Here is an 18,733-nt window from a genome sequence, read left to right on the forward strand (position 1 = left end):
TACATCTAGTTTTACAGTATTCTTTTTTGCTAACCCCGGTAGCGGGGTTTTTTTTTATGTTGAGGTAAGTCATGAGATTCGTTGATGAAGCAATTATTAAAATTGATGCCGGTAACGGTGGTAATGGTTGTGTGAGCTTCAGACGCGAAAAATTTATCCCTCGTGGCGGGCCTGATGGTGGTGATGGCGGAGACGGTGGTAGCATTTACTTTGAAGCCAGCAATAATCTTAATACCCTCATTGATTTTCGCTACATGCGTCATTATAAGGCCGGTAATGGTCAGCAGGGCATGGGTAGCAATTGCAGTGGGAAAAAAGGCGATGACTTAATTATCAAAGTGCCTGTTGGTACACTGATTTATGATGTCGATAGCGGTGAATTGTTGGGTGATATTAGTCAAGTGGGTGTTCCGGTATTGATTGCTCAGGGTGGTTTCCATGGTTTAGGAAATACACGTTATAAGAGCAGTGTGAATCGCTCTCCTCGCCAATCAAGTCCAGGCAGTGCTGGTGAGTCAAGACATTTACGTTTAGAACTGCGTGTTCTAGCTGATGTGGGTTTGTTAGGTCTTCCCAATGCAGGAAAGTCTACGTTAATTCGCGCGGTTTCCAGCTCTAAAGCTAAAGTAGCGGATTACCCGTTTACTACCTTGCACCCTGGTTTAGGGGTGGTGAGTGTTTCTTCGCATAAGAGCTTTGTGATGGCGGATATTCCCGGCCTTATCGAAGGCGCATCTGCTGGTGCTGGTTTAGGGCATCGTTTTCTAAAACATCTTTCACGTACCTGCGTGTTACTGCATGTAATTGATGTGGCACCCTTAGATGGTAGTGATCCAGTCGTTTCGGCAAAAGCCATTCTTAATGAGCTGAATGAATACAATCCCGAGTTGTTGCAAAAACCACGTTGGTTGGTATTAAATAAAATCGATATGTTGCCTGATGAAGCTGAGCGCGAAGCGCGTATTCAGGCCATAGTTGATGGCCTGGAATGGAAAGAGAAGGTGTTTCCTATTTCTGCAATCAGCGGTCAAGGAACACAGCAACTGTGTTACTCATTAATGCAACTCATTGATGAGATGAAAGAGCCTGAAGCTTAACCATTCTGTAGCATGTTCTAATACGGTAGGGGTACGATAAGGAATGGTGTGCGTTTCGGTGCCGTGATGTTTTCCCTTGCTGTAGTGAATGACTAATTGCGTTGTGCCGGTAAAGGGTTTTTGTTGCCAATAGTCTTCAAGACCGGTGATGTGAAAATATGGGCCATTTTTAATTAAGCCATTAAAATTTAATAAATGATGTAACCCAGGTTTATTGAGCGCTCTTTGGAGCAAACCACCAGTTGCCTCATCGATAATAGTTATTGGTTCATTAAGTTTAAGCAAGTGTTCACGTAAGACATCAGAGGCTTTTTTATCAATGGTGCTGATAATATGTGGGGCAAGGATTGGGTCAATAATGCTTTTGACCTTCGCTACTACTTCCTGTTTACAACGTACTTTAAATTCAATGTAGGGCGCTTCCCAGCGATAACCAGTTTGGCAGTCAACATCCTTAAGTGCATCTTCTAATGCTTGGGCTATCTCACTTTCTGGTAAACCAAATATCCGCCATTTCAGTATTTGTTTTTGGCTGTGGGACGTTTTCTGCAGTATAGGGAATGCATAATGATTAAACATTGGCAGGCATTCACGTGGGGGCCCAGGTAATAAAATAAAGGTTTTTTCATTGTGGCGGTAACAACAACCCATGGCGCTGCCATTAGGATTAGGTAAGAGTTTGGCATGCTCAGGAAACAAACACTGTTGCAGATTGCCTTGATTGAGTACCATTTTCGCATGTTGCAGGCGTTTTTTGATGTGTTCAAGGGCTTCTTCATGTTGCACTAGGGTAGTGTCCATAAATTTTGCTAAGGCAAAACGGGTGAGATCATCCGTAGTTGGCCCCAAGCCGCCAATGATAATTATAATGTCATGGTTCTCTGCTAAAAAGTGCAAACAGTTGATGATGTCTACTTCTTTGTCGCTGCATGCTAGCTGGAAGCCTAATGATAATCCTTCTGAACTAAGGGCATGGGCAATATTATGGCCATTAGTATTCAGTGTATCTCCGTGCACAATTTCATCGCCTGTTGCCAAAATAGCTATGGTCATTGGTATTCCCTGATGATTCAATATCTATTGATTTTATCGCATAATTTGAAAAATCTGTAATAGTTATTGACATTTAGACGCGTATTGCCTAATAACTAGGGGTTGTAACACCTGAGGTGTAGGTTGGGTCTTTTTATTTGAGTGAAGGAGAAAGTATGGAGTTTTCAAGTCGTTATGTTGCACATGTTCCCAACGCTCAGGGGTATGTTAGTTATTCGGCAGAAGAAAACAAAGTTTGGACTATTTTATTTGAGCGACAAATGAAATTAATCTCAGGAAGAGCTTGCGATGAATTTATAACCGGGTTGAAAACTTTGGGGATTACTTCACAAAGTATCCCGCAACTTCCTGATTTGAGTCAGCGCCTTAGTGCAGAAACCGGTTGGCAGGCTGCACCTGTTGCCGCGTTAATTTCAGCACGAGAATTTTTTGAGCTATTGGCAAAAAAACAGTTTCCAGTGGCTATGTTTATTCGTGTTGAAGAAGAGTTGGATTATGTAAAAGAGCCGGATATATTCCATGAAATTTTTGGCCATTGTCCTATGCTTACAAACAGTGTGTATGCCGAGTTTGTGCACGATTACGCCTGTAAAGTCCTGAGTTTTCCTGAAGCTGATTGGCCTTTATTACAACGGATGTTTTGGTATACCGTTGAATTTGGTTTAATCCGCACACCGCAAGGATTACGGGCTTATGGTGGTGGTATCTTGTCTTCCATTAGTGAAACGGTATATAGCGTTGAAAGTGATGTGCCATTAAGAGTAATTTTTGATCCCATCGTTGCCTTTCGTATGCCTTATCGTATTGATATGTTGCAACCGGTTTATTTTGTGATTGATAGTTATCAAGTATTATATGACTTTGTATTATCTAATATTGATGATTTACTTGCCCGTACGCGTGAATTAGGTGAGTTTCCACCTCTTTTTGTGGTAGATCCGGGGAATCCTAATATTCACATCAGAGCCTGTTAAGGTAAGCGTACCCTTAGATTGGACGAGGTGCTTCGTTTTTTTTATATTCATGGTAGCCCGGGTTTTGCTGTATGCCCTGGGCTAGGAGCCACTGTCATTAACGCTACATACCCGATTGCTTCGTGGTCGTCGCAGTATTATCAGGCGATTCCTCCGGTTTTTCTTTATTTTTCGTATTGAATAAGCCATAACTTACTAATCCTGCGACAGCACCAACGGTAATCACTGCCGCTATTGCTACAGGCGGCATAATAACAACAGCTGCTAATGCTATGGCCGCGACCACAAAGGCACCAATGGCTAAGGTAGCGCTAAGAGCAATTCCTGCATTGAGTAAGAAGTTATAATTATTGGTATCTTGATGCGTTGTTGATTGTTTCTCTGTTCCAGAATCTTGAATCGTCGCTGTCTGCCTGGTTTTTTCATTATCTTTGTCATGTTCTGGACTTTGTGGTGTTAGAGGTTCTTCATGGTCGAGTATATCTGTCTTTACCATTGCATCCTTATGCGTATTTACTGGTGGCTTATCTTCAGCATTTGGTTGTACAGGGGATTCATGATGATGTGTCGTATCGGCCTGTTGATTTTCCATAGCCGTATGGCTATGTTGTGCTTTAGCTTGGGTAAATTGCAATTCATAACTCTTTGCTAATGCTGCGCGCATACGGTCATGATGTTCTTTACTGAACGATTGATCATAAATATAATGTGGGCCAACTGCCCGCACATATTTGTTGGTCATACCTGCAAGTATCCCCTCGTGCAAAAGAAATAAGTTATCTGCTGATATTTTTGTCTTTTCTTGTTCAGAAAATAAATTACTCATGAGCTCGGGTTGTTGTTGAAACAGCGCTAAAATTTGTTCGGCAAAGGTAAATGAATAAAGAACGCAATTCATGTTTTGCCAGGATGCTTTTTGCAATGGGGTTAGCTGCTCGCGATCGGCGTTTCCTTGTGCCTGGATGACTAAACGTTGCTTAATATGGGGATTTCTTGTTGGGTCAGCATAATTAGGGTAATTATAACCATCAATATTTAATACATGCCCAATTTTACCCTCATTAACCTTGCACAGCAATAAAGAGGTATGGGCTCTGGGGTCATTTTTAAATTGGGGATCTGGGTGAAGGGCTGTAGCGTGTGGCTTATGCGCGTAGAATAAAAGCACATAATCTTTTCCTGGGTATTCTTTTTGTAATTGTGCACCAAGAGTGTCTTCGTCAATTAATTGCTCGACAATGGAAACGTGTTCATATTGGTGCTGTTTTTCAGCTAATAAATTGGCAAACAGCAACTTAAAATGGCCTTTGACGTCAAAGGCATTATTTTTAATTTTATCGAGTTCGATTTGTAATTCTGTTTCATTGGTCGCCATTATTTACCTCAATAATTAGTTACTATTTATGGGCTAGAAGAATTTGTCGTAATTAAAGACAATAAGTGGTTCCTGATTTCATGAAAATCGTGTTCTGGTAGGTTGTGTAGTAAATCTTGACCTAAAGCAAACTCTAAACCTTTGGCATAATTTTTCTTGTATGCCTTAAAAAATTGTTTTAACTGCTCGATGGTATCGAGTGCATCTTTTGCCGCCTTAAGGTAAATTTCTTGGCGCCCAGAGAGAGCTAATATTTCCTCTGTGGATAAATTTTTTTCTTCTAAGATGTAGTGCAGTTCAAGCAATTTGGCCGAAGTATAGCTGTGCAGAAACAAGAGGTAATGCAAAAATACATTATCTGGCTCTGCAATAACCAATTGATCAAGGGACTCTTTTAAACGCGGCAGTTGCGTTTCAATTAAGTTTAAATGGGCTAGCGCCTCTTTTGCTAAAGCGTCCGCATTGGCATTCGCATCTTCTAGTGCCACCGAATCGTTATAAATTTTGATTAATTGATACTCAATGATGAATAAATTAGTATTTACGGCACCAAATTTATTACTGCCATTGGCTAGGAGTTGTTGAAATTCTTGGTAGTCCCCTTCTGGCTTGAATTGTTCTGCGCAAATTATGGTGTAGAACTGCAGCAATTGCGCAGCAAATACGATTAACGAAAGCTTTGTTTTACTCAGCTGTTCAATGATGCGCTTAAATTGAGAACGTGCCGCTTTGTAGGCATCGGTGCCATCAGCGCCAATGAGGTTTACCTTCAGTATTTTTTCACCTAAATGCAAGGTAAGTTTATTCAGCGCCGCCTCATCATCCTCATTAATTTCCTGATTAATTAGAGCATCTTTATAACCAGTGATTCTTAGTGCTGTGAGCTTACGGATTATTTCTGAGTTAGCCGCTTGACTCAATCCCACTCCTTTATTGATTGAAAACATTGATGCGCCCATGATTTTCAACTCCCAATCGATGCACTGTTAGATTACTGGACTAAGCCTATAGTTCTGGCTACATGTTCAATAGCGCTCTTTATTCCTTCCCAGAGGAATTTAATCCCTTTAACAAAGCGAGCAATGATTCCCTCAGTAGGTTTAGGTTGCCCTTCACTTACGGCATGCATCGCAGCTCTTTGTTGTTCTTTTAGATTCTCGTCTGTTTCATCCTGTTTATGCCCAGGTTTTAACTCTTGCTTCTGCTCGGCGGTTTCGTCAATTGTTTCATCCTGTACTTTAGTTTGAGTCTCATCTTCTTCCTGAGCTGGTGATACTATGCTTTTTAAGCGTGCACATATTGGTTGCAATTGATTTTCTAATGCATTGTCCAGCGTATGGGCATTAAGAAAATTTGCCATATGATATAAATGCGTGATCCACACTTTTTCTTGTTCACCAGGCGCATCTAACCAACCGTTTGTTTGCATAAAATTAAAGCGCCTCTCGAGCCAAGTAGCAAGCCGTGGGGCATCCTGATTAAATTGTTGTTGTACCTCATTTTCCTCGCCCTCAAGGGGTAATCCATTAACTGGATTTAAACTATTGGCGTAAGGATTTAGATTAGAGTGTGAATTTTCATATGCTTGCAAAAGATAATCATTTAATTCCTGTTCATTTTTATTGAGAATCGCCTCAATTTTGCCTATTACTGTCTTTTGATATAGCGTTTGATTATGCCAACTATCCATAAATTGCCAGGTACGTTCACCGTGGGCATCTTGGCTTACTGCAGCGGTTACCCAGTGCTCGTCGTTTATTCCCAATGCAAACACATGATGTGCCACACCTTTTGTGCGCGCTAATTTTACGGTTGCTGCAGCAACTAATAAATCTTCCTCCATACCCGCTAAGCCATGTCCTGAGACAATCATATCCAGCCTATAATTTGCAACAGTAATATTTTGCGTACCATCGGGCGTAAGATTTAATTTCTTCAAGTCTTCTTTGGATACCCCATGCGCTGAAAAATCAAAATCGCCCTTTTTCATACGCGCTAAAAGATCCATGAAAGTAGGTAAAGAGACGTCAGTATTATTGGTATTGCCGTGGTATTGGACGGTATCTTTATAGATGGCATCGAATAAAGGCTTATCTTTGCGTAGGGTTTCAAATTGTTGCTCATTAATAATACCTTGCATATGCATCAGGGCTAATAACGAGTTTTTGAGGGTATGATAACCACAACTTTGCGTACCCCCGGCACCGGTTGTTTGATCCATAACGATGAGCTGAGTCTGTTTGGTCATTTTTGGTTTCACCCTTTGTTCTGAAATTACTTTAATTATACCTGGTAAATATTAAGAGTTGGTTAAGAAATGTCTTGATTGGAAAAAAAAATTCTTTCGTGCTATTTTCGAGCCTGCTAGCCATGATTTTGGCTTGAATATGAGAAAACCGCCCTTTTTTAGGTCGTATTAATGCTATTATTTCAAGATGAGCGTTATGTAAGAAATTTAAAGATAAGGTTGATTAACTATGCGATCAATATTTAAAGCAGCGTCTGAACCCAATATTATCGAGCTATTAACGCAACTGCGCCATGCGAATTACCCGATGAGTTCCATTAATAGTCTTAACGAGAATCACCTTTCCCAGATTCAAGAATTAGTGACTGAATTAGGCCAAAAGATTTTAGGTGCGAAGTCTGATGCCGATCCTAAAGTAGGAGAAGCGCGTGCCAACGTACAAAAGGTTGTGAGCGAATTAATTAAAACTAAAAATAAGTACGCGATTGTTTCGTTTGCTACACAGTTGTTGCAATATTATACCATTATCTGTGACCAGGATTTTGAGCCGAAGCAAAGCCTGGAAGATTTTAATCAGCTTTTAGTTAAGAAGCGTGCATTTGGCGATGTCAGTAAGAATTTATTTGTTACGGAATATAGATTGGTAAAAATTTATAATGATTTAATTACCTTAACCGATGCGCAAATGGGGAAGATTGCGCCGATAAGAGATGGTGAGTGCAAGTTGGGTATTTTATTAGAGCAACTTGCTGCTATAAAAGAAAAAATTGACGAATGGGAGCCGCAAAATCCTGATAATATTTTTTTAAGTTACTTAAATTTCACGGTAAATTATACTTATGCGCAAGTACTAGAATGTCAGTTTAATCTTCAAAAACACAAATTATCGGAGCAGGAAAAAGCCTTATACGCTGATTCACAAAAAGATATTTTTCTAAAAGCTGCTCTTGATGCCTTAGTAAAAATTCGGACTTTGGTGGAATATTGCAATGAACGACAGACGCCCTTTGCTAAAGGTGCTGAGTTTAGCTTAGGACAGAGTTTATTACATAAAATGCCAGTTGATGATCTCAAGGTGATTCAGGAGCATGTATCTTCTTTGGTATCTGCACCTTGAGTTGGATACGCATTATCTTGTGGCATTTAACTATGCGTTAAATAAGTCTATTGTAATGCATGCCTAGTCTTGCTAACATCAACAGCCATGCGTTGTTCATTGGCTTATAGGTCAAGGAGCATTATTTGATTAAAGTACTAATTGTTGATGACCATGCCTTGGTTCGAATGGGGATTCGACGATTACTCGAAGACTTGTCGGATGTTGAGGTGGTTGCTGATGCGGAAAGCGGTGAGCAGGCTTTAGCATTGGTTAAATTGCATGCCCCTGATGTCGTTCTTCTCGATATGAAAATGCCTGGTATTGATGGCTGGGAAGTGACACGTCGTCTAAAAAAATCCAACCCCCATGTGAAAGTCATTGCCGTAACCGCTATGTGTTCTGATGTATTGCCTACCCGTGTTTTGCAATTAGGTGCTATGGGTTATTTGACTAAAGAGTCGGGTGCGGAAGAAATGGCGGCGGCAATCCGTAAGGTAGCTAAAGGGGAACGCTATTTAAGTGCGGAAATCGCGCAAAAAGTGGCGATAAATAGCTTAGAGGAAGTACATGGCTCGCCGTTTAATATCTTATCTGAGCGCGAGATGCAAGTCATGCTGATGATTACCAGCGGCATGAATGTCCAAGACATTAGTGATCGTCTGTTTTTGAGTTCGAAGACGATCAATGGCTATCGTTATCGGACTTTTGAAAAGCTGGGGATTAAAAATGATGTGGAACTCACTTATTTGGCATTAAAACATGGAATTATAGAGAACCCCATCGATTTAGCGTCAGATGATTGACTATATTTATTAAATGAATAGCGAAAACCCTTCTTTAGAACTAACGCAGTTTCTGGCTAAACTGCCAAATGAGCCTGGCATTTATCGCATGCTAGACCAGGAAGGGACTGTGCTTTACGTCGGTAAAGCTGCTAATTTGAAAAAACGCGTCACCAGTTATTTTAATAAACAAAATACTGGGGTGAAAACACGTTCTTTAGTCAGTCAAATTGCGTCAATCGAAATTTCGGTGACACGCAGTGAAACCGAAGCTCTATTGCTGGAAAGCAACCTAATCAAAGCATTGCGGCCTAAATATAATGTGCTACTGCGAGATGATAAATCGTATCCTTATATTCATCTTTCTGAGCATCCGGATTTTCCACGCATTGAAAGTTATCGTTCGAAAAAGAAACCCTTAGCCGGTAATTTTTTTGGTCCATACCCCAGTGTCACAGCGGTAAAGGAAACCATTGTTACGATTCAGAAAGTATTTAAAATTCGTAATTGCCGTGACAGTTATTTTAATGCCCGTTCACGTCCTTGTTTACAGTATCAAATCAAACGCTGTACGGCACCTTGTGTGCACTATATTACTTCTGACGAGTACCAGCGTTCGGTGCAGGATGCGATGCGCTTTTTACAGGGTAAAAGTCAATTAATTCTTGATGAACTGGCTAAGCGCATGGAGGAGGCGGTGCTGAATCTGAATTTTGAAGAGGCCGCCATGCTGCGCGACCAGATTAAAAACTTACGTTTGGTGCAAGAACAACAGGGCATGATGCAGTTAAGTGGGGATGCAGATGCTATTGCCATTGAGGTAAGCCCAGGTTTTGCCTGCGTACAATGTGTGACCATTCGCGAAGGGAAAATATTGGCAAGTCAAAGTTTTTTCCCTTCAGTGCCTCCGAATGGATTAGAGGAAGAGCCTGGTTTGGATGATTTATGGCAACAAACTTTTGATGCCTTTGTAAGTTTTTATTATTTGGGTACACCGGAACGAATTCCGCCATTAATTATTACCGACCATGCGTTGCCGACCCATCAATCCTTGCAAGAAGCATTGACCCAGCAACGAGGTAAGTCGTGTAAAATACAAGTTAGTCCGCGGGCTGCCAAATCACGGTGGATGGATTTTGCTCTGAATAATCTGCGGGTTGCGATTGCCGAATATGTAAACAAACATTCCACGATGCGTTCGCGCTTCCATGAATTAGAGCGCTTTTTAGCGTTGACAAAACCTATTGCGCGCATGGAGTGTTTTGACATCAGCCATACTCAAGGTGAGGCCACCATTGCCTCATGTGTTGTTTTTGATAGTGAAGGCCCGAATCCCAGTGCCTATCGACGTTTTAATATCGAAGGCATTACTCCGGGCGATGATTATGCCGCAATGGAGCAGGCAATTACCCGCCGTTTTAAGCGTTTGGTTGAAGCACAGTCGTTGCCCGATATTTTGATTATCGATGGCGGTAAAGGTCAGGTAACTATTGCCCAACGTGTTCTGGCATCATTAAATGTGACTACGGTCACCTTATTAGGGGTTGCCAAAGGACCTTCGCGTAAAGCCGGTTGGGAAAAATTAATTTTAGTGCATGAAGCGCGTGAGGTGACGTTGCCGGATGATTCCAAAGCCTTGCACCTCTTGCAACATATTCGCGATGAAGCGCACCGTTTTGCCATCACCGCACACCGTAAGAAAAGGCAAAAAAAGCGTTTGGAGTCTACATTGGAAGACATTGAAGGCGTGGGCGCAAAACGTCGCCAAGCCTTATTACATCGTTTTGGTGGTCTTCGCGAGTTAGCCAAAGCACCATTGGAAGAAATTGCCAAAGTGCAGGGGATTAGTGAACATTTGGCTCAGCGTATTTTCCAACATTTTCATGGGGGAGCATAGCCCGGTTTTCACCGCTCCCGGGCTAGCATGTGAGTTGTTACGAATTAGAACATCACTGCGATAGCGAAGAGCTTTTGCGCATTTTCTTCTTATGCCATCAATGCAAGTGTTTTACGAAAACGTGACATGGATACTGAAAATAAAACAATTCCAATCAATGCTAACGCAAGAAATTGTGGCCATATAATCCTTAAACCGGCACCTCGATATAATACTGATTGTGCAAGCATAACAAAATGTGTATTGGGAGTAGTCAGCATAATCTTTTGAATAAATTCAGGCATACTTTCACGTGGCGTTAAACCGCCTGAAAGAATTTGCATTGGCAAAAGAATTAGAATCATCAGTAACGCAAATTGGGGCATGGAGCGTGCAAAAGTTCCAAGAAAAATACCTAAAGAAGTCGTGGCGAACAAGAAAAGCACGGTGCCTATCATAAATAAAAACAGGGAACCCTCAATAGGCATAGAAAGGATAAGTCGAATGACCAATTCTATTGAAAAAAAACTGCAGATCAGTACGACAAGTGTCATCGCCCATATTTTACTTATCATAATCTCGAAAGGAGTGACTGGCATTACCAGCAAATGCTCAACAGTTCCATGTTCCCTTTCTCGGATCAAAGCGGCACCGGTTAAGATAATCGAAAGCAGGGTAATGCTTGTGATAAGCTCAATCACCGCACCGAACCAGCTTAGCTCCAATTCGGGATTGAACATTACTCGGAAAGGAACATCTATTCTTGGCAATTTATTCGATTGATAACTTTGCAGAAACGCATTGACTTCTTTTGTAATAATTTGCTGGACATCTTCATTTCCGGCTAAGGCCTGACTAATCCTTGTGGCATCAATGTTTAATTGGATGGCAGGCTTTTTTCCGGCAAGCACATCTTGTTCAAATTTCATGGGAATGACAATCGAAAAAGTATCCATGCCGGCGTTGAGCCGTGCATCAATTTGATTAAGCGTGGTGATCGTTGGGCTCATGAAATAAGGAGGATAAAATGCCGCGATAATTTTCCTGGACAGTGGGGATTGATCCTCATCGACGATGGAAATGGGGGTGTTGTGTAGCGTTTCTGGCAAAGATGTGGCTGCACTATATATATAGATAGTAAAAGAAAACAAAATAAGTGCGAGCAAAATCGGGTCTCGGCGAAGACTTATCAATTCTTTAACACCAAGACAATATATATTTTTAATATGCATATTCAGCGCTCTTGTTTTCGTAAAAATACAACACCAAGTCCCAATAAGATCGGCGTTGTTAATAACAATGGCAGGAACCAGATTTTGAGATCATGAAAACCAAGACCTTTAGAAAAAACGCCAGTAGTAATCATTAAATAGTAGGTTGTTGGAAATATATGTCCAATGAAAGCGCCCAATCCTTCTAAGGCTGAAACAGGATCGATTAGTCCAGAAAAATGGATAGTTGGGAGAAAGGTCAGAATCGCTGTGCCGAAAATTGCTGCTGTTTGGCTTTTTGTGAATGTTGAAAATAAAAGTCCAATAGATGTTGAGGTCATAACAAACAATAATGTGCCGAGTAAAAGCGTAAATACACTTCCTTTAACGGGCACATCAAAAACATTGTAAGCCAATAAAATCATAAGAAAAAAATTGATTATTGCCAGGAATACATAAGGAATCTGTTTGCCGATTAAAAATTCAAGTCGACTAACGGGTGAAACGTAAAGATTGACAATAGAACCCAGCTCTTTTTCTCTCACCACTGAAAGTGCGCTAAGAATAGCGGGAATCATCATAAGAAGGACCCCAAAGACTTCCGGCACAATCGCTTTCGCACTTTTCACATCGGGATTATAAAGGTAGCGAGTTTCAATAGAGATTGATTCATGAGGCATCTTGATTCCAAATCCTTTCATGGTCAAATTATTTAGCCAATGCATGTTCATACCGAGTACGTAGCCACGGATAATTTCAGCCCGTTTGGGCATCGCGCCATCAATCCAGGTACCAATGCTAACCGCTTTGCCATGTTGTATGTCTCGAGCAAAGCCGGGAGCTATTTCTATAGCCAGACTAATATCGCCGCTGCGCATACGGTGGTCCAAATCCTTATAATCTTTAATGGGCGCGCGTTTAATAAAGTAGCGAGAACCAGAGATATTGTAAATATAGTCTCGGCTAATTCCCGTCTGATCTCTATCCAATACCGCAAAAGATAGATTTTCTACATCTAAGCTGATTCCATAACCCAATGCCAGCATCAATATAGCGCTTCCTATAATCGACAGTGTTAAACGGATGGGATCCCGATAAAGCTCCAATGCCTCTCGGCGAACGTAGCTTATCATTCGCTGGAAATTGAAAAAACGGGTTTCTTTTTTTAAATTTAGGCCTTTTTGTATGGGCGCTGCGTTCGTATATATGGAAAAATTTTTCTCAGTCTTGGTCTCTGTACCAAGAGCGCCGGCATCCACAAGAAATTTGATGAACGCATCTTCCAATGTTTTCGTTTTGCTCTCTTCTACTAAAGCGGTTGGTGGACCGCTGGCCAATACCCGTCCTTCATGCATCAAGGAAATCCTATCGCAGCGCTCAGCCTCATTCATAAAATGGGTGGAAATGAAAATAGTGACTTTATCATGTCGGGAAAGTTCGATTATTGTTTGCCAAAACGCATCGCGCGCGATGGGATCCACGCCCGAAGTCGGTTCGTCTAAAATTAATATCTCTGGACTATGAATCATGGCCACCGCCAAAGACAGCCGTTGACGAACGCCCATAGGAAGCGATTCTGGAAGACTATTTATCTCTTCATCGAGCCCAAAACGATGTATGATTTTATCTACTTTTTCATTAAGCTGTTCTTTTGTGATACCAAAAAGACGCGCATGTAGGAGAAGGTTTTGCTTTACCGTAAGCTCTGAGTAAAGAGAGAAGGCCTGGGTCATATAGCCAACGCGCTTGCGGGTTTCTATATCATTGGGATCCAGAACATGGCCAAACAGCTTTGCTTCTCCTGTGCTCGGAGGCAAAAGGCCTGTTAACATCTTCATTGTGGTCGTCTTTCCACAGCCATTAGAACCAATAAAACCAAAGATCTCGCCCCGTTCTATCCTGAAATTGACATGATCGACGGCAGTGAAATTACCGAACGTCATTGTTAAGTTGTGGGCTTCGATGGCAATATCGGAAATACCCTCCTTTTTTCTGGGTACAATAACAACCGGCTTGTAATCTTTGCGCTGCTCTTCCGGAAGCATCGCAATAAATGCATCTTCCATCGCGGTAGAATTTTTCCGCTCCAAAAATTCGGCAACCTTTCCAGTAAAAAGGATACGTCCGGCATTCATTGCCACAAGCCAGTCAAAACGAGCAGCTTCTTCCATATATGCTGTTGCAACTAAAACGCTCATGCCCGAATGGGATGTGCGAATGCCATCTATAAGTTCCCAAAATTGGCGACGAGAGAGCGGGTCGACGCCAGTTGTTGGTTCATCGAGAATCAATATATCAGGTTCATGAATCAATGCGCAGCAAATTCCTAGCTTCTGCTTCATACCGCCGGAGAGTTTGCCTGCAGGACGGTTTGCAAAAGCGGATAATCCTGTTGCCTGTAAAAGGTCATTGATTCGCTGCTTTCGTTCTTCTAAGTTAAGGCCAAACAGACGACCAAAAAAATCGACATTTTCGAAAACGGAGAGAGTAGGGTAGAGATTTTTACCAAGCCCTTGCGGCATATAAGCTATCCTGGAACAGACTTTTTCTCGATGTCGCTTATCGGCCATATCTCCTTTAAACAGCTCAATCTTGCCTATCTGGATTTCACGTGCTCCAGCAATAAGGGATAAGAGACTTGACTTTCCTACGCCATCCGGTCCTATTATGCCAACGGTACATGCTGAGGGAATATCAAGATCAACGGTATCTAACGCAGTAACATTTTCATACTGCAAGGTAACTTTGCGTATCCGCACAACGGATTGCATTGATGAAGATGCCGCATCGGCGTGAATACTCATTTATTTACCTTTACATAACCTGGCCACGGTTTATTAGGATTAAGACGTAGATAATCTGGCCATGGTTTTTGAGGATTAAGACGAATGTAAGTCGTTCCAGGCACTCCGGTTTTAACTTGGGCAATATGCTTTTGCAGAAGTGCTTTAGGAATCCTTGCTTTTATTCGGAACATGAGTTTTTCTCGTTCAGAAGTCGATTCAACGGTTTTTGGAGTAAATTGAGCAACATCTGAAATGAAGGATATGTTGGCAGGAATGACATCTTGGGGCGCCGCATCGAGTAGAATCCTTGCCTCTTCTCCAATTGCCACACGTCCTGCATATATTGTAGAAAGAAAGAAGGTCATATAAACATCACTCAGATCGACCAGGTTCAATATAGGAGAACCCGCAGAGACTATTTCACCTGGCTGAGCCACGCGGTACTGTACTCTGCCTTCGCGTGGTGATTTTAGTGCGCTGTCGTTTATATCTGCTTGTATGCGTTCTACAGAGCCTTTTGCTGTTGTCACCGCAGCTTCAGATCCGATAACTTCTCGTTCTGCCGTTACAATAGCCGCTTCGGCTTCTCCAGTCTGAGCAAGAGAAGCATTTTTTGCGGCAATGGCACTTTCATAAGTTGCCTTATTATCATCAACTTCCTGTTTGGAAGCCGCACCATCTAAAACGAGCCTGGAGGAGCGCGTCAATCTTTTTTTAGCGACTTCAAGTTCAGCTTCTCTTTGTTTTAAAACAGCATCAGCAGACGCTTTTCTATTTTTTGCCTGAATCAGCTTGCTTTGGTTGATGGCGACAGAACTTTGTGCCATAAGCAACCGACCTTTCGCTTCTTTGAGCTGCGCGTCCAGGACATCAGTATCCATTTGCACCAAAATCTGTCCGATTTTTACATAATCCCCTTCGCGCACAAAAATTTTCTTAATCTTTCCCGGCATTCGCGGAGCAATATTAATTTCAGTAGCCTCAATTCGACCATTTCCACTGATAATATTTGTATTTTTACTTCCCAAATAGTTGTAGCAAATAATGAAACCCACAATTACGATAACCAATACTCCTAGTATCTTTATCCGTGTTTTTTTTTCTATAGCCATTAAACGTTTCTTTATTTCTTCTATAGTCATTATCGTTCCTTATTAAAGCATCACGGCGTTAAACTGATGGACTCGTTCAGATTATCTACCGTGTCCTCCGCCTAATGCCACATATAAGTTAATTTGGCTGGCAAGAAGCTCATATCGTGTTTGCACAAGAGATTGCTCAGCCACGAATTTATCTCGCTCTGCATCAAGAACTTCAAGATATGGCGAAGAACCCACTTTGTATCTAGCCCATGCCAGATGCGTACGCTCTTTTTGTGATGCTAATGCTTTATTTTGAACGATAATTTGTTTTGCTAGCCATGTCCGATTGGCTAGAGCATCAGCAACTTCGCGAAAAGCGACTTGTATCGTATGTTCATATTCTGTAATTGCTAGATTTTGGCGTGCTTTTGCAAGGCCAAGATCAGACATGTTTCTTCCCCAATCGAATATCGGAAGGGTTATATTGGGAAAATAAGTCCATATTTTGGTTCCAGGGCTAAATAAGTTATTTAGTTCACTGCTGGTCGTACCGTATGCCCCCGTCAGTGTAATCCTGGGGAAAAATGCAGCCCTTGCCGCGCCAATGTTTGCATTTGCTGCTTTTAATCTATGTTCCGCGGCAATCACATCGGGGCGGTTGTACAATAATTCTGATGGCAGGCCAGGAGAAATCTCTTTTATATAAGAGGGGGCAACCCGCGCAAGTCTACTCTGATTGATTGGTATTTGAGTACCCACAAGAAGGGTCATCGCATTCCAATTCAATTCACGCTTACGCTCAAGTACAGTTAGTTCGGAGTTCGCCTGTTGCAACAGTGTTTCTGCTTGAACCACTTCAAACTTTGATGAAGAGCCTTCTTCGAAGCGTCGTTTCATTAGATGATATGAGTGTTTACGGCTCTTAATGGTTTTTAGGGTGATATGAATCAACTCGTTTAGCTCATGCTCTGTTAGGTAGGTGTTGGCGACTTGCTCTATCAGGCTGATGAACGTGGCATGTTCTGCATCTTCCGTTGCTAAATAATGTTCTAGTGCTGCATCTTTCAAATTTCTAAGACGACCCCAAAAATCGATCTCCCATGAACTCACACTAAGAGCACCCAAATAAGCTGAAAAAACAAAGGGATTCATATTGGGTAGCAAATTCCCTGGCACCCCAGCTTTAAGACCGAGAGCATTTGCATTGAGGGAGGGAAACAAATCAGCCTTTTGTAGGCCATACATCGCTCTTGCTTCCCCCATTCGTTCTATAGCGGTTCTTAAATCACGATTATTATTTAACGACAACGCAATCAATTGTTTTAGAGCGGGGTCAGTGAAAAAAACGTTCCAGCCAAACTGGCGGATGTTGGTGTATTTTTGCGGACCTGTTCCTCTTGGGTATTCTTCTGCAACAGGTATGGGAGGCCTTATATATTTAGGCGCAAATGAACACCCAAACAGGATTACAGAAAGGCAGTAGAATAGGCAGGTTTGAGATAAAGATTTAATTGCTTTTAAAAGCATCCATGCCTCTTGATCAATAATCAAAGCTTCAAAGCATCTATCTTACGTCACGCCACTATAGAAAACAAGTCAAGATAACCAAGCCAGACTATCAGAGCCCACGCATAAGAGTCTCCTTAGATAAACTGGAGACTCTTTCTTTGGTTATGTTCAATTAGAGCAACTATTATTCACAACGAATGTTAATTAGAAAAATTATGACGTAACGGATGAGGTTCATGCTCAATATATTTTTCTGATAATAAAGTGTCTTTCAGTTGCCTTGCAAGATTAGTGGACATGGTCTCGATAAAACGGGAGCTTAAAGAGCCATTCTTAGCGGAGTGCAGTTTTTTATGTTCTTGTTTAAAATCAGCAATCTGCTTTGTTAGTGATGCCAATAGAAAGCTATTTTTCGGTATAAAAAAATCTGCTTCTTCATTCATACATTTGGGATAATTAGGATTTCTCTCAGTATGTAGATGCGCTGCCAATTTCTCGATAATTTTATTGCGAAAGCGATTGTTTTGCGGCAAGCTGGCACGCAGACTAACATAACCCTCTGGTGCTTTGCCTTCTTCTAAATCTAAGCGTAAGGCAGTGGCTTGTTTTTGTGTTTGCCGATAGAGAATTCCCGCCGCTATGGTTTTTTCCACTAACGTATCAAGTTGTGCATTGTATTTGCTACTATCCATATTTGTGCAAATAAACGGTAAAATAACATCAAAAGGGGGATGAAACGCTTTGGCTTCAGTAAAGCGTAGAGGTCGCACTTGTTTTGTTGCGCGTCGATATAATTCGATATCACTAAATTCAACCGCATTCGAGAGTATAGGTGCATATTCATCAGATAAGGTATTTGACATGACTTGCTCAATACACGTTCTTAAATGAGCACAAAGTTCTTCAGCCTGTTCGCGTTCATACTCGTTGTGAAGATAGTGTTGAAATGCAGGTTCAAGTAGATCATTACATAGTGTTTTTAGCGAATGAACTTGTTGTTTTTGGGCGGCATGTTGTGGCTCTAACCACCGTGAATTATGCAGTTCGAGTAAGGTTTTACTGGTATGCCAAGGGTATTGGCTTAACTGCTCAATTTTGGCATTAATACTCTCTTCCATCACTTCATAAACCAAGGTCTTTCGCCACAGCTCGGGGTGTTTATCTATGGAAATGAGTTTGTCTAACTGCAGGCTAAGTTTTGCCTGGGGGGATGATTTTTTTCTGGAAAATTGGGATCTTGCTAATTCTGTTCCATTGTCATCATGTTTCGGCTCTACAATTTGATTCACTGTTTGGGAATTAGTATTTTTTGATTGTTTTGGGTTTTGTGTGGGATGTTCTGGTGCGGAAGTATACAGCTTAAAAAAAATTGGGGATATTGGCGAAAATGCCCTTATTTTTTTCTCTAGGAGTTACTGGTGTACTCCGGCTTGTTTTTTTACTGTCCCCTCTAGCGTGCATTTTTTCTTTTCCTTTGGGGGTATTTTTTTTTTTCTCTTCTTTCGTCCATTGCTTGATTTCCTTACGTGCATTTTGAATTAAAATTATACATCACTATTGTGTGTTTGTAAAAACAAACCAATATGCTTTTATTGTGAGCAGGCGGGGGTTTCGCCTCTATTTTGTGCGGGTTGGATGACT

The 18,733-nt window shown here is 41.4% G+C and carries 14 protein-coding genes; 5 read left to right on the forward strand and 9 right to left on the reverse strand.

All coding sequences use genetic code 11. The features are described from left to right. Positions 1 to 71: 71 nt before the first annotated feature. A complete protein-coding gene (cgtA, locus tag LDG_RS15985; protein ID WP_006872486.1) occupies positions 72 to 1,097 on the forward strand; it encodes an Obg family GTPase CgtA in 1,026 nt (341 codons plus the stop codon). On the opposite strand, the gene LDG_RS15990 is transcribed toward cgtA, so the two are convergent. Beyond that, on the reverse strand, positions 1,056 to 2,150 hold the full coding sequence (locus LDG_RS15990; RefSeq protein WP_006872487.1) for a competence/damage-inducible protein A: 1,095 nt from the start codon (positions 2,148 to 2,150) through the stop codon (positions 1,056 to 1,058). The genes cgtA and LDG_RS15990 overlap by 42 nt on opposite strands. Positions 2,151 to 2,305: 155 nt before the next feature. Between LDG_RS15990 and phhA the strand changes: the two genes are divergently transcribed. Beyond that, positions 2,306 to 3,124, forward strand: coding sequence for a phenylalanine 4-monooxygenase (gene phhA, locus LDG_RS15995; protein ID WP_006872488.1), 819 nt, complete (start codon positions 2,306 to 2,308; stop codon positions 3,122 to 3,124). A gap of 103 nt (positions 3,125 to 3,227) precedes the next feature. Here phhA and LDG_RS16000 read toward each other — a convergent pair whose 3' ends face one another. From LDG_RS16000 to LDG_RS16010, 3 genes are read right to left on the reverse strand one after another with little or no spacing between them, the layout of a single operon-like run. Further along, positions 3,228 to 4,499, reverse strand: a complete 1,272-nt coding sequence (locus tag LDG_RS16000) for a hypothetical protein (protein ID WP_006872489.1) — start codon at positions 4,497 to 4,499, stop codon at positions 3,228 to 3,230. 26 nt (positions 4,500 to 4,525) lie between these two features. Next, positions 4,526 to 5,458: a hypothetical protein gene (locus tag LDG_RS16005; protein WP_006872490.1), complete on the reverse strand. Its 933-nt coding sequence runs from the start codon at positions 5,456 to 5,458 to the stop codon at positions 4,526 to 4,528. 32 nt (positions 5,459 to 5,490) lie between these two features. Next, on the reverse strand, positions 5,491 to 6,747 hold the full coding sequence (locus LDG_RS16010) for a hypothetical protein (protein ID WP_006872491.1): 1,257 nt from the start codon (positions 6,745 to 6,747) through the stop codon (positions 5,491 to 5,493). A gap of 229 nt (positions 6,748 to 6,976) precedes the next feature. On the opposite strand from LDG_RS16010, the gene LDG_RS16015 reads away from it, so the two are divergent. From LDG_RS16015 to uvrC, 3 genes are all read left to right on the forward strand, one after another. Continuing rightward, on the forward strand, positions 6,977 to 7,864 hold the full coding sequence (locus LDG_RS16015) for a hypothetical protein (protein WP_006872492.1): 888 nt from the start codon (positions 6,977 to 6,979) through the stop codon (positions 7,862 to 7,864). Between the two features lie 125 nt (positions 7,865 to 7,989). After that, positions 7,990 to 8,649 carry a two-component system response regulator LetA gene (gene letA, locus LDG_RS16020; protein ID WP_006872493.1) on the forward strand — a complete coding sequence of 220 codons (660 nt, stop codon included), beginning with the start codon at positions 7,990 to 7,992 and terminating at the stop codon, positions 8,647 to 8,649. Between the two features lie 13 nt (positions 8,650 to 8,662). Continuing rightward, positions 8,663 to 10,525: an excinuclease ABC subunit UvrC gene (uvrC, locus tag LDG_RS16025; protein ID WP_006872494.1), complete on the forward strand. Its 1,863-nt coding sequence runs from the start codon at positions 8,663 to 8,665 to the stop codon at positions 10,523 to 10,525. An 89-nt stretch (positions 10,526 to 10,614) separates the two neighbouring features. Here the strand turns inward: uvrC and LDG_RS16030 are convergent, their stop codons facing one another. From LDG_RS16030 to LDG_RS16050, 5 genes are all read right to left on the reverse strand, one after another. Continuing rightward, complete coding sequence (locus LDG_RS16030) at positions 10,615 to 11,736, reverse strand: ABC transporter permease (protein WP_006872495.1); 1,122 nt, start codon at positions 11,734 to 11,736, stop codon at positions 10,615 to 10,617. A gap of 2 nt (positions 11,737 to 11,738) precedes the next feature. After that, the gene (gene rbbA, locus LDG_RS16035; RefSeq protein ID WP_006872496.1) at positions 11,739 to 14,519 is read right to left on the reverse strand and encodes a ribosome-associated ATPase/putative transporter RbbA; all 2,781 of its coding nucleotides are present in this window, start codon (positions 14,517 to 14,519) and stop codon (positions 11,739 to 11,741) included. After that, positions 14,516 to 15,613, reverse strand: a complete 1,098-nt coding sequence (locus LDG_RS16040; RefSeq protein WP_040536329.1) for an HlyD family secretion protein — start codon at positions 15,611 to 15,613, stop codon at positions 14,516 to 14,518. The genes rbbA and LDG_RS16040 overlap by 4 nt, the downstream gene beginning before the upstream one ends. A gap of 81 nt (positions 15,614 to 15,694) precedes the next feature. Then, complete coding sequence (locus LDG_RS16045) at positions 15,695 to 17,110, reverse strand: efflux transporter outer membrane subunit (protein WP_006872498.1); 1,416 nt, start codon at positions 17,108 to 17,110, stop codon at positions 15,695 to 15,697. 182 nt (positions 17,111 to 17,292) lie between these two features. After that, a complete protein-coding gene (locus LDG_RS16050) occupies positions 17,293 to 18,381 on the reverse strand; it encodes a hypothetical protein (RefSeq protein WP_040536262.1) in 1,089 nt (362 codons plus the stop codon). Positions 18,382 to 18,733: the final 352 nt, after the last annotated feature.

The sequence above is a fragment of the Legionella drancourtii LLAP12 genome, from assembly GCF_000162755.2.
GTDB classification, from domain to species: Bacteria; Pseudomonadota; Gammaproteobacteria; order Legionellales; family Legionellaceae; genus Legionella; species Legionella drancourtii.